A 23,506-nucleotide genomic window follows, 5' to 3' on the forward strand; every position below is an offset into this window, starting at 1 on the left:
TGATGTTTTGAGTCCAATTCTAAGTTAATATCTCAACTGATGCAACAACATCGATTCATTCCACAGTTATTGGATATGAACTTATCTTAAATTTAAGTACTTTTATATCATCAGTTGGTAAAATATGAAAAAACAAATCGATAAATCTTTATCATTTCGAGAGAAGGAATTCAAACTAAGACCGTGGCAATTAAAAATACAGGAAGTAATTTACGGAACGTATACGCGACCAGGTAAGGTTTTCGATATCCTATTATTGATTATCATTTTACTTTCTGTTGTAGTAATAATGCTGGAAAGCGTTTCTTACTTAAATCTAAAATATAATTTCGCTTTTCTTACAATTGAATGGATTGTAACAGGTTTATTTACCATTGAATATATTTTAAGAATTGTCAGTCTTAGAAAACCGTTTTCTTACATATTTTCTTTCATGGGACTGGTCGATTTGTTCTCACTCCTTCCATCTTATTTAAGTCTCTTCATCGACGGAGCAGCTTCTTTAATGATTGTACGCTCAATTCGTTTCTTAAGAATTTTCAGAATATTGAGACTCAGCAGATACATGATAGGCGCCGATGTTTTGGGTGATGCCTTAAAAAACAGTCGCCACAAAATCGCTGTCTTCTTAATTTCAATGTTAACAATTGTAATTATTCTAGGTGGTTTAATGTATGTGATTGAACCCAAAGAAGCTGGTTTTACGAGTATTCCCCGAAGTGTTTATTGGGCAATTATCACAATAACAACGGTTGGTTATGGAGACATAGCACCCGTCACACCGCTAGGGCAAGCTTTGGCATCTTTCATAATGCTTTTTGGATATGCAATTATTGCCGTCCCCACAGGAATTGTATCATCTGAATTTACTTCATTAAAATCAAATGAAATCAAACCATTTGAATGTCAGAATTGCGGAGAAGTAGGCCATGAGAAGTCAGCTCATTTCTGTAAAAGTTGTGGTTATGAATTTTGAAAATAAAGGATAATTAATGATTAATTGTAAATGGTTAATTGTTAACGCGATTGGCGTGGATTTGAAATAATTCCTAATTCGTAATTGAAAATTCGTAATTCTTTTAATGGCTTACCCTATATTATTTTAGTAAAAGAATTTAAGCACATTCAAAGCGATCAACAGATAGAACAAGGTATTAGGAATCCATTTTCGTTTTACGTTTAGAAAAGCATAAGGCAGAATAAAGGGTAAGATTACAAGTACAACTGTAAAGTAAAAATAAGTATCATATATCAGCAGAATTAAAGTACTTATACCCGCACCGAATAAAAGCGAAACCAATGTCACTGAAATAATTCTTTTGTAACGAATAGAGCTTTTTATTCTGCGTTCTAATATTTTTTTATTGGCCAATAAAGCCATTATTACAACAATCAAATAAGCTACATAAATCACAAAATCACCAACATGTGTATGACTGAGGTAGGAATTAAAGGAAAACATTTCTTCAAAAAAGAATGGATTAACCAATACTACCCAAAGAAATGGGAAAATAAATCCAAAAAGAGGTAAAATATATTCCCTAAAAACAAATGGTCGAATAGTATATAATCCAAACCAAATAATAAGGAAAAATATACTGTACATAGGCAGGAATGTGGCTGCAGCACCTAAAAACAATGCACTCAAAAAAGCATTATTACGTGCGTCTTCATTTTGTTGAATGCTCAATAATTGATAAAAGGAAAGTATAAAAAACAAATGTCCAACTAAATCCTCCCCAAAACGCAAACTGATTGGAAATAAGAAAACCATGAGTACATACAATATACTTGGGAGATAAATAAATTTATCAAAAAATGATAAACTGTTAAACACGAAATTGAGCAAAATAGCATTAACACAGATAAAAATAACTGCCAATATCCTTGAATTCATAGTTCCTATGGCGTAAAAATCTAAATTCCATAGATTTTCCTGACCAATGATTGACGTAGTGAAAGTAGGGAAATAATAATCCAACATCATGTGAAGAACTACAAATACAGGGATCAGTAGAACTATGAACGAATTATTATTTGAAAAATATTTTATCATGTATTTTACAAGGTTTTTATAAACTGACAACAAATGTATCTATTCATTAAGATAAATATAGAGTTTTTAAAGATTCAATTGGAAAAATATTATATTTGTGTTTTAAATATTTGTTATGACTTATACAGAACTTGTTGTTGAATTAGGAGATTGGACTTTGTGGACAACAGAATTGTTATTCGAAACTGTAGGTAATGTTTTTAACTATGCAGTTATCGTACTTGGTTTTGTTGGTTTGTTTATCTGGTTGCGTTTGCAAGCAAAATATAACAGACAAGCTGCAAATGATCCAAACAAGCTTAAGTAAATCTGATCTCGTTTGATTATAATCTCTCTTTTAAATTGGGAGTATTACTATAATAGTTGCTTTTTTAAAAGGTAACTATTTTCTTTTTACAGCTAACTCTCAATAATTTGCACTATGCGATCGACTACAATACTATAAATATCTTCAAGTTTTGGATCTCCACTACTGTTGGCAGTAATTGCAATACTCTTCGCTCCAATTGGTGCCCATCTTCCAGGATGCATCGGACGTAAATCGGTATATAATCCAATTGCTTTCTTCCCTAAAACAGCTGCCAAATGTAAAGGTCCAGTGCTACAAGCGACTAGTACATCACACTTATCAATAAAGGTTATTAGTTCTGCCAAACTGCTTTTTCCCGAAATATCAATAATCTGCGGATGATTTGGTAAAGCACCACGAAATTGTAATCCTTCTTTTTCTGTTCCTGAAAAATAGACTGTATAATTTTTCGCTGCTAATTCAATTGCGAGTTGCACATATTTCTCCATTGGCCATTCTACTGCCGAACCTTGAGATTTTGTATGTAGAATTACTCGTTTTCCACTCTTTAACACTTCCTTCAGTTGATTTGGTAATTCAACCTGTGGTTTAAATTTGCCAATATATTCTACTAACTCTTCTATTTTGGGTAACGATTTAACACCAAAGCTTCTCAGTAATTCAAAATTCAATTGTGCTTCATGGAAATTAGAATTCTTACGGGTGAAATTTGGTCGGAAATTACATGTAAATAAATGAAACATTCTGTGAGATGTTCCAATTCTCATCGGGATTTTAGCAGCTCTGCCCAGTTTCGCTAAGTGTTTATTAGGGAAAACATGAACGAAAGCATAAATATCTAGTGTTTTCACTATTTCGATTTGTTCATTAAAGGAAACTTTATCCCAATCTTCTAATCGAATAATTTCATCAATATAAGGCGAGCATTTTAGCACATCAACAGTATAAGACTTTCCAAGAAAAATGATTTTAACAGTCGGAAACTGCTTTTTAAGCCAACCACATAATGGCAGCGTTAAAATTACATCACCGATACTGTCTGTTCGACTGATTACAATCGTTTTTCCAGATAAATCAACTATTTTCATGCTGTAATCTTCTTAGTTCTTTGTATTTATAAATGTTAGACAAAGCGGAAATTCTTGCAATTGTAAATCCTGCTTTTCCATCTAAAAATCCTTTTTTGATGAAAAACATAGCTACAAATCGTCCAACTGCACTAATATATGGTTTTAGCGGTCCAACACGTTTTCCTTTTTCATGCATTTTTATTGCTGTCAATTCAGAATATTTATCTGCCCGTTGCCTATGGTCTTTTTGAGAATAATAGGAATAATGCAATAAATGTCCAGCTAGGTTTTTCGCAACAGGATTTCCTTCAACAACCAATTCTTCATGCACATAAGCACCTTCCCATTGACTTGTAGACTTTGGGAATATTCGGATTTTCACATCAGGATACCAGCCCGAATGCTTAATCCATTTCCCACAATAATTGGTTAAGCGATTCACTTCATAAACACCAATTAATCCTTCTTTTTTAATGAAAAAAATAGCGTTTTGTAAAATCTCATCAGGAGCTTCGTCGGCATCTACAGAAAAAATATATTCGTGTGTTGCCAATTGGTTCAAATGATTTTTAGCATTAGAATATCCTTTCCATTCTCGTTGTTCAATGCGAACGTTTTTACTTCTGCAAATTTCAATTGTTCGGTCAGTTGAAAAAGAATCAAGCACAATTATCTCATCAGAAATTGGAGCCAAAGCATCAATACAGCGGGCTATATTCCGCTCCTCATTAAAAGTGATAATTGTAGATGTAATTTTGTGTTCCATTTATTTTCTTCAAAAACAAATATAATGGTTATTGCTGTATAGGGAAGATTATTCAGATTATAGTGAAAAGAAAAAACCACATCCCGGTGGATGTGGTTTTAAATAAGTTTCACAAATTGCAAGCTGTGAGGTTTTAAATTAGTTAATAATTAAATTCTACCCTAAATATATAAAATAAAAGGAGAGTTTCAATAAAAAAGATAAACTTTAGAGTATTCACTGTGAGAAAAAAATCTTCCGAAATTGCAGATGGTTGCAAAACAGCCCCTCACCACCCCGTTAAACAAATTGTCCGACCACTGACGGATTAACAATTACTTTTCAATAACCCAATTCTCTCCTAACTCTATACAACGTTTGATGCGCAACTTTCCTTGCTTTCTCCGCTCCTTCGCTCAAAATGCTATCAATTTCATCTTTATTTTCAATGAAATAATTGAATTTTTCACGTTCAACTTTAAATTTTTCAATAATTAATTCGAAAAGTGCTTGTTTTGCATGACCATATCCGAAATTACCAGCACGGTATTGATCTCCCAATGCTTTTATTTGCTCCTCTGAACCTAATAATTTATAGAGCGTATAAACATTACACGTTTCTGGATCTTTTGGATCTTCCATCGGTGTGCTGTCTGTTTCAATTTTCATCACTTGTTTTCTTAATGCTTTTTCTGGCAAAAATATATTGATGAAATTATTTCTTGATTTACTCATTTTCCCACCATCCGTTCCAGGAATAAGTGTTGTGTTTTCTTCAATTTTTGATTCTGGAAGGACTAAAACATCTTTTCCAACGCTAGCATTTAATTTTTGAGCAACATCGCGTGTCATTTCAATGTGTTGCAATTGGTCTTTCCCTACTGGTACTTCCGTTGCATCGTACAATAAAATATCAGCAGCCATCAACATCGGATAATTAAATAATCCAGCATTAATATCGCTTGTTCTTCCTGCTTTATCTTTAAAGGAGTGTGCTAATGTTAACCTTTGATATTGAAAATGACACATTAAATACCAAGCCAATTCCGTCACTTCTGGAACATCACTTTGACGATAAAACACCATTTTCTCAGGATTCAAACCAAAAGCAAGCCAAGCAGCAGCAACACCATAAGTGTTATTTCTTAAAGTTTCTCCATCTCTAACGGTCGTTAATGAATGTAAATCAGCAATAAATAAAAATGATTCTTCCTCATTGCTATCTGCCATTTTAATTGCTGGCATAATTGCTCCCAAAAGATTTCCTAAATGAGGAACTCCCGTACTTTGTATTCCTGTTAAAACACGTGTCATAATAAAACTGATTTTTGTGTATAAAAAATAGTTGATTACAAAAATAATCTTTTGTTGAAGACCTAAGCAAATTATTTACCTTTGGTGGACATTAATAATTAAAATGAAATATATTCTTGGATTAATTTACTATTCATGGAAACTTTATATTGGATTGGTGTTTGGACTTACCTTGCTCCTTTTTTATCCTGCGTTGTTATTCGTCCTTTCATTTGAAAGGCTAAAACCATACAGTTTTGATATTAATGTCGCTTGGTCAAGATGTGTTCGTATTTTTTGTTTTTATGCTGTAGAAAGCAATAGAAAAGTAGAATCAAGTGATGAACCTTATGTCATTATCGCTAATCATACTTCTTACTTAGACATTTTTATTTTGTACAGTGTTTTGCCCAAACAAAGATTCATTTTTATGGGGAAAAGCGAAATTCTAAAATATCCATTAGTCAAAACTTTCTTTAAAAAATTAAATATCCCTGTGGACAGGAGCAGCAGTATTCGTTCTGCAAAAGCCTTTATTCAAGCAAAAAACGCTTTAAAAAATGGATGGAGCATTGTTATTTTTCCGGAAGGAGGTATTCCAGATTGCGCGCCACAATTGGCGCCATTTAAAGACGGTGCTTTTCAATTGGCAAAATCAACCTCTTGCGCTATTCTTCCCATTACTTTTATTAATCATTTTAAACTCTTTTCTGATCCAGAAAATTTTTGTGCTCCAGCAATGCCCGGAATAGCAAAATTACACTTTCATGAAATGATTGATAAAGAAGAAATCAAACGAGAAGAGCTCAATACAATTAAAGAAAAAACATATCAAGTCATTCATTCTTATATACCGCAAAAAAATGATTAATTTTGCAGATATAATTTTGATTCAATATGGAAATTAAGGACGAATTAATCGATCACATTGCACATTTGGCAAGACTTTCTTTTACAGGAGAAGACAAAGAAGCTATTAAAAATGACATGAATAATATTATTGATTTCATGGGGAAACTCAACGAAATCGATACTGATCATGTTGAACCGCTTGTTTTTATGTCTGAAGGTGTAAATGTTTTGCGTGAAGATATTCCTCAACAATCAATTACACATGAAGAAGCATTGAGAAATGCTCCTAAAAAAGATTCTGATTACTTTAGAATTCCAAAAGTATTGGACAAAACTGCAGAATAATGAAAACATTTAGTCTATTACTTCTCCTCACGTTACTTGTATCATGCAACAATAGTCAGTCACTTTGTGATTGCGTTGAAGCAGGCGATGAAGTAAATAAAATTTCAGCTACATTTTTTAACCGTGCTCCAACACAAGCAGGTGAAGATAGTTTGAATGTAGCAAAAGACAAACGTGATGAATTGTGTGAACCATTTCAAGAAATGATGCCAAAAGAGTTGCATGAGCGAGCTGCAGATTGCAAATCTTTAGAGAATACTCCAGAAATGTAATTTTGATTTTATTATTTACTTTTAATCACTAATCATCATGAAAATCTTTAAAAAAACAGGATTAGCGTTTATATTTCTACTTATTTTCTGGATTCTTGTTTTTGATTTTCAAAGAATACTGTTCTCCATACACAATTTACCGAAACTCTCCGACAGCTCATTTTGGGACTGGATTCAGGTTTTCTTCCATTCAATTCGTTTAGATATTGCTATGGGAAGTTACTTAAGTGCTGTTCCTATTATTTTCATTTTGAGTTACATTGTCTTTAAGAAGAAATTCCTTTTTATCATTTTTAAAGTTGTTTTAATTACCGAATTGCTTCTTGTTGCTATGATTCATGCAGGTGAAATTAATGCCTATGGCGAATGGAATCATAAATTGACTTCACGTGTTTTTATGCACTTAGGAAATCCTGATGAAGTTTTTAGAACGGCAGATTACAGCATGACTTTTTGGTTTATTTTCTACCTTATTTTAGAAGTTGCTTTTGGATGGAAAATAATGAAATGGCTTTTCAAAAAAGATCGATTTACTGTATTAAAGAGTCAACTTTGGGTGAAAATCGTGCTGTTTATTCCTGTTCTACCACTTTTAATAGGATTTTACTTCATTTTTGCTCGTGGTGGACTACAACAAATTCCGATCAATATCGATGCAGCCTATTTCTCAAAAAAGTATATTGTTAATGACATCTCTGTGAATTCCCCTTACTTTTTTGGAAAAAGTTACCTTCTGTTTAAACGCTCTAATATTGGAGAATTCCTGAGTAACTATGAAGAGGAAGAAATCGAAGAGTTACTAAGTGATTTCTTGACATACGAAAAAAAACACGATAATTATATCCTAGAAAATACTTCTCCGAATTTAGTTTTTGTCATTTTGGAAAGTTGGACTTCTACAATAAGTAATCGTCTTTCGGGAAAACCTGGAGGAACACCAGAATTCGATAAACTCTCAAAAGAAGGGGTTTTATTTACCAATATATATTCTACAGGAAGTACATCAGAGATTGGGAATTCAAGCATTTTCTCAGGATATCCAGCATTACCGGAGATTTCAATTTCAATGCAACCATTCAAACACCGTAAACTGAAGTCACTCAACCAAAGTTTAAAACCAAGGGGCTATACGGCTGGTTATTTGTTTAGTGGAGATTTGAAATACGGAAATATCGATAGCTATTTTACAGATCATGGATTCGAGCGCATTCAAGATGAATCTGATTTCCCGAAAAATCTTCAAAAAGGTAAACTCAATTACTATGACGAAGATTTATTCCAAATATTTCTAGAAAAAATCAATCGTCAAGAACAGCCATTTATAGAGTGTGCATTTACTGGAAGTACGCATTCTCCGTATGATTTCCCTGGACATGAAAAATCAAATTGGAAAGGGGAAGAAAAGAGTTTTATGAATTCTGTTATTTATGCAGATCAATGTTTAAGTGATTTTATTGAATCAACTAAAAAGCAAGATTGGCATAAAAACACTTTGTTTGTGATTGTTGCTGATCATGGTCATGCTTCTCCCTACGTTTCTAATCCAAATGATTCAGAATTTTACCGTATTCCGTTGTTGTTATATGGCCCAGCATTAAAAGATTCTGCCAGAGGAATGGTAATTGATAAAGTAGGATCTCAAGCCGATATTGCACAAACTTTAATGTATCAAATGAAAGTAGATACAGGAAATGATTATCCTTGGAGTAAAGACCTTTTAAATCCAAATGTGCCAGAATTTGCATTGCATACAACGACTAGAGGTTTTGGTTGGGTAACTCCAAAAGGGCAATTTACTTTTCACTTGGACTATCAAAGATACGTTGAAAACACATTTGATCCAGACGTGTTAAGCGTGGAAAGAAAAAGATGTAATGCGTTTATGCAGCTGTTGTATGAGCAGTATGAAGAGCTTTGATTCAATTACGAATTAGGAAATTACGAATTACGAATTTCTTTAGATTTTGACTTCGTTTGGATGGATTGCCCAATCTTAAATCGAATACAAAGAAAACCAATTCATTAAAGAGAAATCTCAATTTTGTAAACCCAATTCGTAATCATTTAATCTTTCCTCAATTTCCGAGGTGGATTCGCCTGAAAAGCAATTTTAGGATCAACTAATCTTTGTTCTCCCTTAATATCGCGCATAGCTTCAGAAACGCTTGGGAAGAAATTATCTTCTCCAATGATTTTAAACATATTTGTTTTCTCGAATTTATCACGAACAGGCCCTTTGAGACAAGCAATCATCATTCGAATATCTTTTTCCTTGTATTCTTCTGCAATCTCCTTTATTGAATCCAATGACGTTGTATCAATTGAATCTATTGAAGTCGCATTGATCACAACGAATTTCAGGTTCTTTTTTTGTGATTCAAACCTTCTTAATTTTTTAATAAAATGAGGGATATTTGCAAATGATAAAGCGGCATCAAAGCGATAAATTAGAATTTCATCTTGAACATCTGTCTCAGAATAACGATCAACGTTTCTAAATGTATGTAAAGAACCCCTTACCAATCCAACTTCGGCTGTATGTGGAAATGAAACTGCATAGACCAAAGACATGATCGACAAAACGACTCCTGTGATAATTCCTTCTTGAACTCCAATTAGGAAAGTAACTAAAGTTGTTACTGCAAGCATCAAGAAATCACGCTTATCTATCCTCCATAAAGTCTTATAGTATTGGAAGTCCATTAAACCTATAATAGCAACAATAATGATTGCAGCAAGAGCTGCTTTAGGTAAGAAATAAAAATACGGGGTCAAGAACAACAATGTCATAACTACTAAACCAACGGTGAAAATCGTTGCAACATTCGTTTTTGTTCCACCTTGTTTATTAACGGCTGAACGAGAGAAACTAGAGGAAGTTGGATAAGCCATAAAAAAGGAACCAATAAATTTAGACAATCCCAACGCGATTAATTCTTGATTTGGCTTTAGATTCCCATGATCTTCTTTGTCTTCCAAAGAAACACCAATTGCATATACTTCAACAAAAGAAATAAAGGCAATTGTTATACTTGCTGGAAGGATTAACTTAATCAAATCCCAATCCATATAAGGTATAGAAAAACTTGGTAAACCTTCAGGAATCGTCCCTAAAATAGAAACTCCAGAATCATCTGTATTGAAGAAGAAGATGATCAATAATGAAACCAACATCACTATTAATTGATTTGGAATTCGCTTACTGAAACGTTTCATGTAGAACAGGAAAGCGATTGATATTCCTGAAATCAAAATAGTATAAAAACTAAACGTAGAAATATTTGAAATTAATGCGACAAGTGTTTCTATAGAACCGTGGGCGTCTACATTAATTCCTGTAGCGCTCTTCAATTGACTCAAAAATATGGTCAAAGCAGCTCCAAATATGAAACCTTTAAGCACTGGTTTAGAAATGAAATTTACAATCAGTCCTAATTTTAAAATCCCCATTAAAAACTGAATTAAACCGGATAAGAGCGCGATTAATATAACAGCATTAAGGAATTTATCAGGATCAGTAATCCCAGCGTGATTTAAGCCTGAAAACGCCAATAGAGAAGTCAATGCCGCAGGTCCAATTGCCGCATAGATTGAGGTTCCCATTAACATATACACAAGCAAAGGAACGATAGAAGCATACAATCCGTAAACAGGTGGAATTTCAGCTAAATAAGCATAAGCCATCCCTTGTGGAATAAGCATTACTCCTACTGTGAGCCCACCTATTAAATCTTGCGTAAATGTTTTTCCGTTATAAGTTTTTAGCTGTTGAAAAAAAGGAAGTTTAAACTGCATCTATGATTTTTTGTCTGTGTTGTAAAATTAACAATCTACAAAGATAAGAAGTATATTAAAAATTCAATGTGATAAAAATCACACAAATCAATTACGAATTATGAATTAACAATTACGAATTAGTGATACGTTGTTGCTTTTTTGCAAGCAAAAAAGTGGTGAAAAGCTTTTAAAATTCAAAAATGGGGTAGAAAAATTAATGACGCAATGCACCATTAATTTTTCTACCCCATTTTTGAATGAGTTCTTGAAGTGACCGTATGCTTGCCCTAGTAGGGCAAGCATACTTGGCACGAAAACAATACCAAAAAAAAAGAGGTCCTTCTTTCGAAAAACCTCCTTTTTAAAATCTTATGTTTTCACGTACTACAAAAATTCGTAATTCGTAATTTTTAATTCTTAATTGACTACCCGTTCAATGCTTCAGCACCACCAACGATCTCTAAAATCTCGTTCGTAATTGCAGCTTGACGTGCTTTATTGTAAACCAATTTCAAGTCACGTTGTAAGTCAGATGCGTTATCTGTTGCTTTGTGCATCGCTGTCATTCTAGCTCCTTGTTCTGATGCCCAAGAATCTAAAACAGCTTTAAACAATTGCAATTTCAATGACTTAGGAATTAAGTCTCCGATGATTTCTAATTTAGAAGGTTCGAAGATGTAATCACCAATTTCACTTCCACTGTCTTCAACTGCTGATGGAATAATCGGCAACAATTGTTGGTCACGAATAATTTGAACTGCTGCGTTCTTAAATTCGTTATATACAACTATTACTTTGTCATATTTTCCATCGATGAAGCTATCCATTGCGTATTGAGCGTACTCAGAAGCATGATCAAAAGTTAAATCATCAAATAAAGCCGTTTCGTCACTTAAATTTTCAGGACGTTTAATTAAACCTCCGTTTTTAAAAGCGTCATTAACTTTCTTACCGATTGTTAGCAATTCAACGTTTTTACCTTGTAAATCATTTGCTAAAAGCTCATTGATTTTCTTAGTAATATTATTGTTAAATCCACCACACAAACCTCTGTTTGATGATACCCCTATGATCAATACGTTTTCAACATCACGTTGTTCTGCGTATCTATTTTCAGAAAGATCAAGCGTAGCACTTACGTTTCCAAGAATCTCTTGAATCTTTTCAGCATAAGGGCGCAATTGTGTAATTGCATCCAATGCTCTCTTTAATTTTGCAGCAGAAACCAATTTCATGGCTTGTGTAATCTGCATCGTTGAAGAGATAGAAGTAATACGGTTTTTAATTTCCTTTAAATTCGCCATTCCTTACAATTCACTTTCTAAAAGAAAGATTAATATTTTGAAGCAATCTCTTTAGCTACTTTAGTTAAAGTATCTGTAATTTCTTCAGTTAATTTACCTGATTTAAGGTTGTTCATTAAATCTTTGTGCTTAGCATCTAAGAAATCTAAATATTCAATCTCGAAAGCTTTAACTTTGTCAACTGGAACATTTTGAATCAATCCTTTTGTACCCACGTAAATAATTGCTACTTGTCTTTCTACTGTAAATGGATCTCCCTCATTTTGTTTAAGGATTTCCACGTTACGGATACCTTTATCCAAAACGTTTTTAGTTACTGCATCAAGGTCAGAACCAAACTTAGAGAAAGCTTCAAGCTCTCTGTATTGTGCTTGGTCTAATTTCAATGTTCCTGCAACTTTCTTCATTGATTTAATCTGTGCGTTACCTCCAACACGTGATACAGAAATACCTACGTTAATTGCTGGACGGATACCTGCGTTAAATAAATCAGACTCTAAGAAAATCTGTCCATCCGTAATCGAAATTACGTTTGTTGGAATATATGCAGAAACGTCACCTGCTTGTGTTTCAATAATTGGAAGCGCAGTTAAAGAACCACCACCTTTTACCATTGGTCTTAAAACATCTGGCAAATCGTTCATTTGTGCAGCAATTGAATCATCATTAATGATTTTTGCAGCACGCTCTAACAATCTTGAGTGAAGGTAGAAAACGTCACCTGGATACGCCTCACGTCCTGGAGGACGACGTAACAACAATGAAACCTCACGGTAAGCAACAGCTTGTTTTGATAAATCATCAAAAACGATTAGAGCAGGACGTCCAGTATCACGGAAGAACTCTCCAATAGTTGCTCCTGTCATCGGTGCAAAATATTGCATCGGTGCAGGGTCAGAAGCGTTTGAAGCAACAACAGTCGTATAGGCCATTGCACCTGCTTCTTCTAATTTCTGAACGATTCCTGCAACAGTTGATCCTTTTTGACCAATTGCTACATATATACAGTACACAGGTTTTCCTGCGTCATAAAATTCTTTTTGGTTGATGATCGCATCAATAGCAACAGTTGTTTTACCTGTTTGACGGTCACCAATAATCAACTCACGTTGTCCACGACCAATTGGAATCATCGAGTCAATTGACTTAATTCCAGTTTGCATTGGCTCAGTAACTGGCTCACGGAAAATTACACCGGGTGCTTTACGTTCAATTGGCAATTCGAACAATTCACCTTCAATTTTTCCTTTACCATCGATAGGTTGACCAAGTGTGTTAACAACACGTCCAATAATGCCTTCACCTACTTTTACAGAGGCAATTCTCCCTAAACGTTTAACAGTATCACCTTCTTTAACCTTAGTTGAAGTACCCAAAAGTACAGCTCCTACGTTGTCTTCCTCTAAGTTAAGAGCAATTCCTTGAAGTCCACCGTCGAACTCAATAAGTTCTCCATATTGAACACCACCTAATCCGTAAATACGTGCGATACCATCTCCTACTGTAAGAACGGTACCCACTTCTTGAAGTTCAGCTTCAGTTTTAAATCCTGATAACTCTTCTCTTAAGATTGCAGAAACCTCTGCTGGTTTTATATTTGCCATATTTTCAAACTTTATATTAACGACGGGCGTTAAAATTATCGTATTAAACGTTGTTTCATTTCATTCAATTGATGAGCAATACTCGCATCAATACGTGTATCTCCCATCCTTACTACAAATCCTCCAATGAGTGATTCGTCAACTTTTTCTGTTAGTTCAATCGAACCTTTAATGCTTTTATTCAATCTTTCAAGAATTGTTGCTTTAACAGTTTCATCTAACTTTACAGCAGATGTTAATGTCATAGGAACAATTCCACGAATTACATTCAATTTAGCAACAAACTCTTCTGCAATAATAGGCAAAATCATTTCACGCTTATTCTTTGTCAATAAATGAATAAACTTTTTACTAATTTCTTGAAATTCACCGAATAATTTATCAAATACATTATTCTTTTTATCCGCATTAATTAACGGACTATTCAAAAACACGTGGAAGTCTCTGTTATCATTTGTAGTCGCTAGTAAATACTCCATGTCTTTCAACACAGCATCTGTTACTTGCTTTTCATCTGCCAACTCAATAAGAGACTGCGCATAACGACTTGCTACCTTCAATCCTTCCATTGTTCTTAATTTAAATTGATGTCTTTAGCAAAACTCTCTGCCAGTTGCTTTTGTTTTTCATCAGTTGAAAGTTCTTGACGAAGAATTTTTTCAGCAATTTCTAAAGCGATTGTAGCCACTTGATTTTTCAATTCAGCAACTGCTGCATTTTTCTCAGCTTGAATAGATACTCTTGCATTTTCAACAATTTTATCCGCTTCAATTTGTGCTTTGCTTTTTGCAGAATCAATCATACTATCGCTAGTAATCTTCGCTTCTTTGATCATCTCATCACGTTCGATTCTCGCTTCTTTTAACAAGTTAGCATTTTGAGTCTGTAACTTCTCCATTTCTGCTTTGGTCTTTTTAGCCATGTCCAAAGCTTCCTGAATGTTATTCTCACGGTTGTTTACAGCCGCCATAATTGGCTTCCAAATAAACTTCGTCAAAATGAACATCAGAATGATAAAAGTCAATCCTGTCCAAAATACTAATCCTAAATCTGGTGTAATTAAATCCATTTCTTAATAATTTCTCTTTAAAATAATCTTTTTAAATAATTTCCGCACAACCAACCGTTGCGCGGAAATTAAGCTTCTTAATACTATCCTTGAAGCAAACCAACAACAACACCAAACAAAGCAACACCCTCAATAAGGGCAGCAGAGATGATCATTCCAGTTTGAATCTTAGAAGCAGCTTCAGGTTGGCGAGCCATAGCGTCCATTGCTGAACTTCCGATTCTTCCAATTCCTAATCCTGCACCTAGTACAGCGATTCCAGCTCCAATAGCAGCTATTCCAGTGATACCCATAACTATTTGTTTTATATAAAGATTACTAAATTAATGTTCCTCAGCAACTGCTTCTCCGATGAAGAGCGCTGATAACATGGTAAAAATGAAGGCTTGTAAAAAAGCAACCAACAACTCAAGTACGCCAATAAATAGCGACATTGGAATTGATAGTCCTGCCCACGCCACACTTCCGAACGTGAAAATTATTCCTGTTAATGCTAATACGATAATATGTCCAGCAGTAATATTTGCAAACAAACGTACCATTAAGGCAAAAGGTTTAGCAATAATTCCAACAAGCTCAACAGGAATCATGATTGGCAATAAAGCAACCGGAACTCCTGGTGTGGAGAAAATATGTTTCCAATAATTTTTATTTCCAGAGAATACTGTAACAAGCATTGTCATTGCAGCTAGTGTTAAAGTAAAACTAATGTTACCTGTCAAGTTAGCTCCGCCAGGAATAATTGGAATTAATCCCAACATGTTGTTGATCCAAATAAAGAAAAATGCTGTTAACAAGAAAGGCATGAATTTTTTATATTTTGCTTCTCCAATGTTTGCTTTAGCGATATCATCACGTACAAAGACAACGATTGGTTCAACAAATCTTGCGATTCCTCTTGGTGGATGCAATCCATCACTCTTATATGACTTCACTGCCGCCTTCAACAAAACAAACAGTAATAATGATGAAAAGAACAATGTAAATACGTTCTTAGTAATTGAGAAATCGTAAGGCTTTGCATTAGTTACGTGACCTTCGACATCAAAATCTAATAAACCAGCTTCATTAAGCTTGTAGATTTCTTCATGGAAAATTCCGTATCCTAATTCTTGATTTACTAGGTAGTGATCTGTTTCACCTTCTGGAGTTAGGATTTCAATCGCTTCCTCTTCATGGTAAAATCTTTTAGATGAGAAAACTTTTATTCCTCCGTCAATCAAAATGATTGGTAAATGAACAGAAACGTGTTGCTTCCCATCATTATCATCAGTGTACGTTAAAACGTGCCACTCATGTGCATCCTTAATGTGATGCATAATCATTTCTGCAACATCTACTGGCTCACCCTCTGCAGATGAACTTGAAAAAACTGGTGCTGATAGTAAGAGTACTACCATCCAAACAAATGCTTTAAGCGTCGTATTCAACATTATAATCACTTTAAAAATGAATCGTTCTGTTCAAATTTGGGTGCAAAGGTATATATTCTTTTCCAAAAGTCAATGGCTTTTTTTAGCTTTTGAAAAAAAATTGAATAATGTGACCGAATAATTCGATGGGCGCGCCGAATGGCGCATAGGTTGTTGGGGTGAACGATCTGATCGGATGTTGGGTGAATGTGGTGTATCGGTTGTTGGGCGATTTACTAATCGCCCCTACAACCGATCACACCGAATAAATGTTATCTATTTTAATAATTCCGGGAATTTTGCTTTGAATTTATTTAATCTTGGAACGGATACTGCTTTCACATATCCATTGTCCGGATTTTTATGCTCATAATTTTGGTGATAATCTTCGGCGGCATAAAATGCTTCAAAGGGAACTATCTCTGTTGTGATTTTTGAGAATGTTCCTTGCTTTAATAATTCTGCGACATATTGTTCAGACAAATCTTTTTCTTTTGCATTGCGGTAAAAAATTGAACTGCGGTATTGCTTTCCTCTGTCTGGACCTTGTTGATTTAATGTTGTTGGATCTTGAGAACCAAAAAACACCTTTAATAAGGTAGTGTAATCGATTTTTGTACTATCATAATGAACAGCAACTGCTTCTGCATGATTTGTTCTACCAGCACTCACCAATTCATATTTTGCGTCAGAGGCTTTTCCACCACTGTATCCTGAAATAACATCCCCTACTCCTATTACAGATTCAAATACTGCTTCGACGCACCAGAAACAACCCGATGCGAAATAGGCGATGGAGTTTGATTGGATTGCAGGGTCGGTTTGATTGGCGTCTATACGGACGGTTTGCAAACCGTCCGTACTACCGCCATTTGAAACTGGATTATCGTTTGCAGCATTTGAACAGCTTGATAATGTAAATATAAAGGACAGAAATAATATTGTTGTTTTCATTGGTTTTGTTTTTTATATAACGTTTTGGAATACGTTTTTGTTTGGTAAGGGCGATTTGCAAATCGCCCTTACCAAATCGCCCTTACCAAATCACCCCTACCAAAATCCCACAAAAACCAAAAGCGTAGCCGTTAAGTTCAATCTTCTTTCTATTTTTGCAGCTATAAATTGAATATTATGTATAGAACGCACACCTGTGGTGAATTACGCCTGTCTGATGTTGGAAATCAAGTTACTTTGAGTGGTTGGGTACAACGAACTCGTGAAATGGGAGGAATGACTTTCGTTGATCTTCGTGATCGATATGGAATTACGCAATTGGCTTTCAGTACAGAGGATAATGAAGAATTAAATCAAAAAGCACGTAAATTAGGTCGTGAGTTTGTAATTCAAGTTAAGGGTAAAGTTATTGAGCGTTCTAGCAAAAACAATATTATTCCTACTGGTGAAGTGGAAATTATTGTTTCTGAATTGAATATTTTGAATTCTGCTAAAACTCCTCCGTTTACGATTGAAAATGAAACAGACGGTGGTGATGAGCTAAGAATGAAATACCGTTATTTAGACATTCGCCGTAAAGCGATTCTAGATAAATTGCGTTTACGTAATAAGGTATCATTGGAAACAAGAAAATACTTAGACGGTGTTGATTTTATGGATATCGAAACTCCATATTTAATTAAATCAACTCCTGAAGGGGCGAGAGATTTCGTTGTGCCGAGTAGAATGAATCAAGGTGAATTTTATGCTTTGCCGCAATCTCCTCAAACTTTCAAACAATTGTTGATGGTTTCGGGAATTGATAAATATTACCAAATCGTTCGTTGTTTTAGAGACGAAGATTTGCGTGCCGATCGTCAACCTGAGTTTACACAAATTGACTGTGAAATGTCTTTTGTTGAACAAGAAGATATCTTGAATACTTTTGAAGGAATGATCAAACACCTTTTCAAATCTTGCAGAGATGTTGAGTTTAAAGGTGACTTCCCAAGAATGACTTATGCTGATGCAATGGAAATGTATGGTTCTGATAAGCCAGATATCCGTTTTGGAATGGAATTCAAGGATATGAACTCTGTAACGAAAGACAAAGGTTTTAAAATCTTTGATGATGCAGAATTGGTTTTAGGAATTGTAGCTGAAGATTGTGCAATTTACACACGTAAACAATTAGATGCATTAACGAAATGGGTTCAACGTCCACAAGTTGGTGCGAAAGGTTTGGTTTATGCGAAATATAACGATGACGGAACTTTCAAAAGTTCAGTTGATAAGTTTTATAGTCAAGAAGATTTACAAGAATGGGCAGATTTAACAGGAGCAAAACCTGGAGACTTAATGTTCATTATGAGTGGAGATACTGACAAAGTACGCAGTCAAATGAGTGACTTGCGTTTGCACATGGGAGATGAATTGGGATTAAGAAATCCGAATGTATTCAAACCATTGTGGGTAATGGACTTTCCGTTATTGGAATGGGATGAAGAGGCGAATCGTTTCCATGCAATGCATCACCCGTTTACTTCGCCAAAAGCAGAAGATATTGCTTTATTGGAAACTGATCCAGGAAAAGTACGTGCAAATGCTTATGATTTAGCGATGAATGGTGTTGAATTAGGTGGAGGTTCAATCCGAATCCATGACAAAACACTTCAGGCAACGATGTTAAAGCTCCTTGGATTTACTGAAGAAGAAGCAAACAAACAATTTGGATTCTTAATGGATGCCTTTGAATTTGGAGCGCCACCACACGGAGGTATTGCTTTCGGATTAGACCGTTTGGTAGCAACAATGGGTGGTTCAGATTCGATACGTGATTATATTGCATTCCCAAAAAACAATTCTGGTCGTGATGTTATGATTGATGCTCCGGCAACAATTGATAATGAACAGCTGAAGGAATTGGGATTATTGGTTAATTTGCAGTAAAGACGTTTTGCAAAACTTCCGTACATCAAATCATTTAAGAAAATATATTTTAAACAAAAAAGAAGCGCTAATGGCGCTTCTTTTTTGTTGTACAGATTTCCATAGGCGATTATTCAACTCAACGAACAGTTCCTTATATTAAAATTTTTTAAAAGATCTCTTTATTAGAAACCAGCAATCCAATTGAAAGTTAGGTATGAATAATAAAACACAATTATTCGTATATCAATTGTGAAAACAAATATTCTATAACTTCCAATGTGCATCAATTTCTTTGTTTTTTACCATTTCTTGTAAAAGTCTGGCATTCCAATTGCTTAACTTGCCACAAATTCTTTGAAATGAAGTGAATTTCAAAATCGAATAAACAATACTAATTTGAACATATTATTATTTACTTTTGCATAAAATATTTATCTCATGAAATTAATTGTTGTACTTTTTTTGATGGCCATGACGCCAATTGCTATTTCTCAAAATGAATGGTGGAAAACTGGAAAGAATTCTGAATCAAAGAACAAAACTGAAGAGGCAAAAGAGAAAGAGACCATAAAAGCAGTAGAAAAAGTTTCGCCGGAAATTTCACCAAAAGTGTCTGATGATGTTTGGATAAATGACAGTATCATCGAACCTAAGACCATTAAGCCGGGGAAAATTAATGTGGTTAAAAGTGGATCGGTAGATAAAATAATTAAATTCAAATCTGCAACTATTCCGCCGAATATGGGACCATTGATGGATGGATTCCGAATTCAATTATTTTTTGATCAAAACAGAACTGCAGTTGACAAAGCAAGAGCTACAATTCTTCAAATGGATGATGAATCTCCAACTTACGTTAAATATAAAGCTCCGAACTACTTCTTAATGCAAGGTGACTATAGAACACAATTAGAGGCTGAGAAAACACGTGCAGCCTTAATTTCTGAATTTCCAGAAGCAATTGTTGTTGAGGATAAAATTTATTTGCCAAAAATAAAAGAAGAGATTATTGAAGAAGATTAATTAAGTTGATGAGTTATCAAGTTTTCAAGTTAAAGAGTTGTCAAGTTATCAAGTTATGCTGTGGGTTGTTGTAAGGCAACTTATTTCACCACCATAACTTGAAAACTACCCAACTTGATAACTTGATAACTACCTAACTTGATAACTACCCAACTTAATAACTCGCTACCTCCTTCAAATAAAATCAAAACCTGTAATATAAGTCGGACTATTAAACACAGTTTTCGGTTGTCCTTTCGGCGTTCGAATAACCAAGTCAACATCCTGAACACCATTTACTTTATTCAAAAGTCCCCAATTGACTTTATCCTTATTCGATTTATAAAGCGGTTCCTTTTCATCGACCCACCAAATTATAGTATTCGTTTTTTCTTGAAATAGAATTCCTTCAAATAGTTTTTCGAGATAATCTGATTTACCTTCCTTACACCAAATTGAATCTACAACTGTGAAAACATGCGAATTGGGACGAATAACTTTTCTTAATCCAGGAACAAAAGGAATAATATTTCTCATTAAAGTACCATTTCTGCCTGGCAGTCTAGTAATTTTCCATTCTGCACTGTGCGTTTTTGCTAAAGCAACTACTTCCCCATTTATAGTTAATGTATAAAATGGATCGTCATTAAAAGTGTGCTTTGTGAAAAACAATGGATGCTTTCCATAAGTTTCTTCAATTTTTTCACGAATAAAATCATTGACTTTAGTTGGCGCTACTTCTGCGATGTTTTTTGGTTTTACGCGACTAAAGCTTTGCGTAGCAATTTTAGCAACGGTGTAAAAATCAAAATTTTGACTCATCCAAAGTGATCGCTCATTTCTAGGATCTATATAAGCATAAAATAAATCTGGATTATCATCTTCCAGTTCAAAAGCACTTTCAAAAAAGCCACCAATTCGAGATTTAAGTCCCGAATTAGTGGCTTTGGATTTTGGTTGTTTATTTGTCGCCTGCATTCCTAAATCGAAAGCAAAGTAACGAACATACCAATTTTTTGGTCTTCTACAAAAAGTAATGTTACCTAAAACTTTTCCATTCCGTTCCAAATTTAGAAACAACGGACGATAAACTTGCTTGATGCGTTTCTCTAATCTTTGGTGTTGATAACGTGCTCCATTTGATCCCAATGTAACGGATTTCAACAACTCTAATACGTCGTCGTTATAGCTTTCACGCAATACAAATGGAGGATTTATTTTCATTTTTGTAAAATTATAAAATAATTAGAAACTCATTTCAATTATTTTTTCTGCTTCACTCGGTGTCAAATCTTTACGCTCACCTAATGCTTCCCAACCACGCTCTTCAAAACGTTTTCTAATCGTTTTAGGTGTAGATTTGTAGTCGTCTGTATAATCAGAAAGCTTTGTTTGAACTCCTAAAGACTCAAAGAAAGTTTTTGTTCTGTGAATTGCTTCTTCACCGCAAGATCCTTCTAGTCCAAAAATTCTTTGACCGTATTGAATCAGTTTTTCTTTCTTATTTTCAAATTTAACTTTGTACAAATTCGGAGCAATAATCGCCAACGTTCTTGCATGATCTATCCCGTGCAAAGCTGTTAATTCGTGACCAATCATGTGCGTTGCCCAATCATAAGCTACACCTGCTCTCAAAGTTCCATTTAATGCCATTGTAGCGCACCACATTAAATTACTTGCTGCTTTATAATCTGCTGGATTATCCATTACTTTTGGCCCAACTTCAATTAAAGTAGAAAGGATTCCTTCTGCGATTCTTTCCTGCAATAAATTATCAGATGGATACGTCATGTATTGCTCCAAAGTGTGCATGTAGGCATCAACAATTCCGTTAGCGATTTGCTTTTTCGGTAATGTTTTAACGACAGTTGGATCTAAAAATGAGAATTTAGGAAAACCTTGTGGCCCGCCCATTGTTCTCTTTTCTTTTAATCTGCTGTTTGAAATCACAGCACCAGAATTCATTTCTGAACCTGTTGCAGGTAAGGTTAAAACTGTTCCAAAAGGAATTGCATATTCAAACTTACATCCTTCTTTCATCGTTAAAACGTCCCAAGGATTACCATCGTATTTTGCTGCTGAAACGATAAATTTTGTTCCATCAATAACAGAACCTCCACCAATTGCTAAAACAAAATCAACGGGATTTTCTTTTATTTGTTCAACTGCCTTCATTAAGGTATCATATTCTGGGTTTGCTTCGATTCCTGAGAATTCAACAACTTCATAGTCTTTTAAAGATTCCATTACTGAATCATAAACACCATTTTTCTTGATGCTTCCACCGCCATAAGTAATCATAATTCGATTTCCTGCAGTTGCATCTTTTATTCTAGCCGGAATTTGATCATAAGTATCTTTTCCGAAGATAATTTTTGTAGGGTTGTAATATTCAAAATTGTTCATTTGGTATATTTTTATTGTGTTTTATTCTGCATCATTAAGCAGACTTATAATACAAGTTAAAGTGATATTAGTTTTGTACAGCTACTAAAATAAGAATATTGAAGGTAGTATAGTGTTAAAATATACGAAGAGTTGGGAGGGGATGTTTGCGCTGTAATGGAACGCGGATGACGCGGATCTTCGAACGCGGATTATTGCGGATTTTTTTGGTATGGATAGTTGATTGGTTGCTCTTTGTTAACTGGTATTTTCGAAACCTCACAATGCCTTCGACAGGCTCAGTCAACGGGATAACTCTCCGGCGCTAGCTTGTCGAAGGTGACGGAATCCTAAAAGCAACCCTAAACCCAGCAAGTAGACAAAAACCTACCGCATATTGCTTACAGCCTCCTGGCCTAAAAACTCAGATCGTCTCAAACAAATCATCCATCGGCCTACGCACTTTTTTGAATTGCAAACGGTAATCTTCTTCTGATCTGTAACCTAATGCAAAAATAACTACGGCATCAAGATTTTGAGCTGTAAAACCTAAATCTTCGTTCAGTTTTTTGCGGTTAAATCCTTCCATCGGACAGGCATCAACTCCTTCGATAGCACAAACTGTCATTAGGTTTCCTAAAGCGATATACACTTGATTGTCCATCCAAATTTTTTGTTGTTCTTCTGGAATCGATAAACTAACACGTAATGATTTATCATAATCTTGCATGGCCTTGTGAGTAACTTCCAATTCATTGGTTTGTGCAGCCGTTTCAATAAAAGAATCAATATCCTCTGGCTTGACATCCGTTTTACGGCACATAATCATTAAGTGCGAGGCATCCTCGATTTGAGGTTGATTATAGGCTATTGGTGTAATCTTCTTTTTCACCTCGTCGGATTCCACCATTACGAACTTCATCAATTGCAATCCCATTGAAGTTGGCGTTAATTGCAAGGCCTTTTTTATTCTATTAATTTTTTGTTCTGACAATTTCTTTGAGGAGTCGAATTTTTTAACTGCATACCTCCATTTTAAAGCTTCAATTACATCCATATTTTGTTGCATTTCCTGATTATTTACAAAAATACTTTTTCACAATCGATAAAAGCACTTGATTGAAAACGAAATTCGATTATATTTG

General features: G+C 34.5%; 23 protein-coding genes. 8 read left to right on the forward strand and 15 right to left on the reverse strand.

The features are described from left to right. Window positions 1-124 precede the first annotated feature (124 nt). Window positions 125-976, forward strand: a complete 852-nt coding sequence (locus tag ERX46_RS08260; protein ID WP_130093390.1) for an ion transporter — start codon at window positions 125-127, stop codon at window positions 974-976. Between the two features lie 126 nt (window positions 977-1,102). On the opposite strand, the gene ERX46_RS08265 is transcribed toward ERX46_RS08260, so the two are convergent. Beyond that, window positions 1,103-2,056: a hypothetical protein gene (locus ERX46_RS08265; protein ID WP_130093391.1), complete on the reverse strand. Its 954-nt coding sequence runs from the start codon at window positions 2,054-2,056 to the stop codon at window positions 1,103-1,105. A gap of 115 nt (window positions 2,057-2,171) precedes the next feature. Between ERX46_RS08265 and ERX46_RS08270 the strand changes: the two genes are divergently transcribed. After that, complete coding sequence (locus ERX46_RS08270) at window positions 2,172-2,363, forward strand: hypothetical protein (RefSeq protein WP_130093392.1); 192 nt, start codon at window positions 2,172-2,174, stop codon at window positions 2,361-2,363. Between the two features lie 92 nt (window positions 2,364-2,455). On the opposite strand, the gene ERX46_RS08275 is transcribed toward ERX46_RS08270, so the two are convergent. The 3 genes from ERX46_RS08275 to trpS form a co-directional block, all read right to left on the reverse strand. Next, a complete protein-coding gene (locus tag ERX46_RS08275) occupies window positions 2,456-3,454 on the reverse strand; it encodes a glycosyltransferase family 9 protein (protein WP_130093393.1) in 999 nt (332 codons plus the stop codon). After that, on the reverse strand, window positions 3,441-4,202 hold the full coding sequence (locus ERX46_RS08280) for a glycosyltransferase family 2 protein (protein WP_130093394.1): 762 nt from the start codon (window positions 4,200-4,202) through the stop codon (window positions 3,441-3,443). The genes ERX46_RS08275 and ERX46_RS08280 overlap by 14 nt, the downstream gene beginning before the upstream one ends. Before the next feature lie 321 nt (window positions 4,203-4,523). Further along, complete coding sequence (gene trpS, locus ERX46_RS08285; RefSeq protein WP_130093395.1) at window positions 4,524-5,495, reverse strand: tryptophan--tRNA ligase; 972 nt, start codon at window positions 5,493-5,495, stop codon at window positions 4,524-4,526. A 103-nt stretch (window positions 5,496-5,598) separates the two neighbouring features. On the opposite strand from trpS, the gene ERX46_RS08290 reads away from it, so the two are divergent. From ERX46_RS08290 to ERX46_RS08305, 4 genes are read left to right on the forward strand one after another with little or no spacing between them, the layout of a single operon-like run. Beyond that, the gene (locus ERX46_RS08290) at window positions 5,599-6,345 is read left to right on the forward strand and encodes a lysophospholipid acyltransferase family protein (protein WP_130093396.1); all 747 of its coding nucleotides are present in this window, start codon (window positions 5,599-5,601) and stop codon (window positions 6,343-6,345) included. Between the two features lie 26 nt (window positions 6,346-6,371). Continuing rightward, window positions 6,372-6,671 carry an Asp-tRNA(Asn)/Glu-tRNA(Gln) amidotransferase subunit GatC gene (gene gatC, locus ERX46_RS08295; protein WP_130093397.1) on the forward strand — a complete coding sequence of 100 codons (300 nt, stop codon included), beginning with the start codon at window positions 6,372-6,374 and terminating at the stop codon, window positions 6,669-6,671. After that, on the forward strand, window positions 6,671-6,943 hold the full coding sequence (locus ERX46_RS08300; RefSeq protein ID WP_130093398.1) for a hypothetical protein: 273 nt from the start codon (window positions 6,671-6,673) through the stop codon (window positions 6,941-6,943). The genes gatC and ERX46_RS08300 overlap by 1 nt, the downstream gene beginning before the upstream one ends. A gap of 37 nt (window positions 6,944-6,980) precedes the next feature. Continuing rightward, window positions 6,981-8,861, forward strand: coding sequence for an LTA synthase family protein (locus ERX46_RS08305; protein WP_130093399.1), 1,881 nt, complete (start codon window positions 6,981-6,983; stop codon window positions 8,859-8,861). 146 nt (window positions 8,862-9,007) lie between these two features. Here the strand turns inward: ERX46_RS08305 and ERX46_RS08310 are convergent, their stop codons facing one another. The 8 genes from ERX46_RS08310 to msrA all read right to left on the reverse strand — a co-directional run bounded on the left by ERX46_RS08310 (window position 9,008) and on the right by msrA (window position 17,063). Then, on the reverse strand, window positions 9,008-10,738 hold the full coding sequence (locus tag ERX46_RS08310; RefSeq protein ID WP_130093400.1) for a SulP family inorganic anion transporter: 1,731 nt from the start codon (window positions 10,736-10,738) through the stop codon (window positions 9,008-9,010). Between the two features lie 407 nt (window positions 10,739-11,145). Beyond that, on the reverse strand, window positions 11,146-12,024 hold the full coding sequence (gene atpG / locus ERX46_RS08315; protein ID WP_130093401.1) for an ATP synthase F1 subunit gamma: 879 nt from the start codon (window positions 12,022-12,024) through the stop codon (window positions 11,146-11,148). A gap of 29 nt (window positions 12,025-12,053) precedes the next feature. Next, window positions 12,054-13,628, reverse strand: coding sequence for a F0F1 ATP synthase subunit alpha (gene atpA / locus ERX46_RS08320; RefSeq protein WP_130093402.1), 1,575 nt, complete (start codon window positions 13,626-13,628; stop codon window positions 12,054-12,056). Between the two features lie 35 nt (window positions 13,629-13,663). Beyond that, window positions 13,664-14,197 (reverse strand): ATP synthase F1 subunit delta, encoded by a 534-nt coding sequence (gene atpH, locus ERX46_RS08325; RefSeq protein ID WP_130093403.1) that lies wholly within the window; start codon window positions 14,195-14,197, stop codon window positions 13,664-13,666. 5 nt (window positions 14,198-14,202) lie between these two features. Continuing rightward, window positions 14,203-14,697, reverse strand: a complete 495-nt coding sequence (locus tag ERX46_RS08330) for a F0F1 ATP synthase subunit B (RefSeq protein WP_130093404.1) — start codon at window positions 14,695-14,697, stop codon at window positions 14,203-14,205. 83 nt (window positions 14,698-14,780) lie between these two features. After that, the gene (gene atpE / locus ERX46_RS08335) at window positions 14,781-14,990 is read right to left on the reverse strand and encodes an ATP synthase F0 subunit C (protein WP_130093405.1); all 210 of its coding nucleotides are present in this window, start codon (window positions 14,988-14,990) and stop codon (window positions 14,781-14,783) included. 30 nt (window positions 14,991-15,020) lie between these two features. Continuing rightward, on the reverse strand, window positions 15,021-16,130 hold the full coding sequence (atpB, locus tag ERX46_RS08340) for a F0F1 ATP synthase subunit A (protein WP_130093406.1): 1,110 nt from the start codon (window positions 16,128-16,130) through the stop codon (window positions 15,021-15,023). A 255-nt stretch (window positions 16,131-16,385) separates the two neighbouring features. After that, complete coding sequence (gene msrA, locus ERX46_RS08345; protein WP_130093407.1) at window positions 16,386-17,063, reverse strand: peptide-methionine (S)-S-oxide reductase MsrA; 678 nt, start codon at window positions 17,061-17,063, stop codon at window positions 16,386-16,388. 177 nt (window positions 17,064-17,240) lie between these two features. Here msrA and aspS point away from each other — a divergent pair, with 177 nt between their 5' ends. Both aspS and ERX46_RS08355 read left to right on the forward strand, forming a co-directional pair. Then, entirely contained in the window at window positions 17,241-18,992 is a 1,752-nt protein-coding gene (gene aspS / locus ERX46_RS08350; protein ID WP_130093408.1) for an aspartate--tRNA ligase, read from the forward strand. 420 nt (window positions 18,993-19,412) lie between these two features. Beyond that, entirely contained in the window at window positions 19,413-19,997 is a 585-nt protein-coding gene (locus ERX46_RS08355) for a hypothetical protein (protein WP_130093409.1), read from the forward strand. Window positions 19,998-20,171: 174 nt separating this feature from the next. Here the strand turns inward: ERX46_RS08355 and ERX46_RS08360 are convergent, their stop codons facing one another. From ERX46_RS08360 to ERX46_RS08370, 3 genes are all read right to left on the reverse strand, one after another. Further along, window positions 20,172-21,200 (reverse strand): hypothetical protein, encoded by a 1,029-nt coding sequence (locus ERX46_RS08360; protein WP_130093410.1) that lies wholly within the window; start codon window positions 21,198-21,200, stop codon window positions 20,172-20,174. A gap of 21 nt (window positions 21,201-21,221) precedes the next feature. Further along, the gene (locus ERX46_RS08365; RefSeq protein WP_130093411.1) at window positions 21,222-22,382 is read right to left on the reverse strand and encodes an iron-containing alcohol dehydrogenase; all 1,161 of its coding nucleotides are present in this window, start codon (window positions 22,380-22,382) and stop codon (window positions 21,222-21,224) included. 403 nt (window positions 22,383-22,785) lie between these two features. Next, on the reverse strand, window positions 22,786-23,430 hold the full coding sequence (locus ERX46_RS08370; protein WP_130093412.1) for a nitroreductase family protein: 645 nt from the start codon (window positions 23,428-23,430) through the stop codon (window positions 22,786-22,788). Window positions 23,431-23,506: the final 76 nt, after the last annotated feature.

Source organism: Brumimicrobium glaciale (assembly GCF_004152935.1).
Classification (GTDB): Bacteria; Bacteroidota; Bacteroidia; order Flavobacteriales_D; family Crocinitomicaceae; genus Brumimicrobium; species Brumimicrobium glaciale.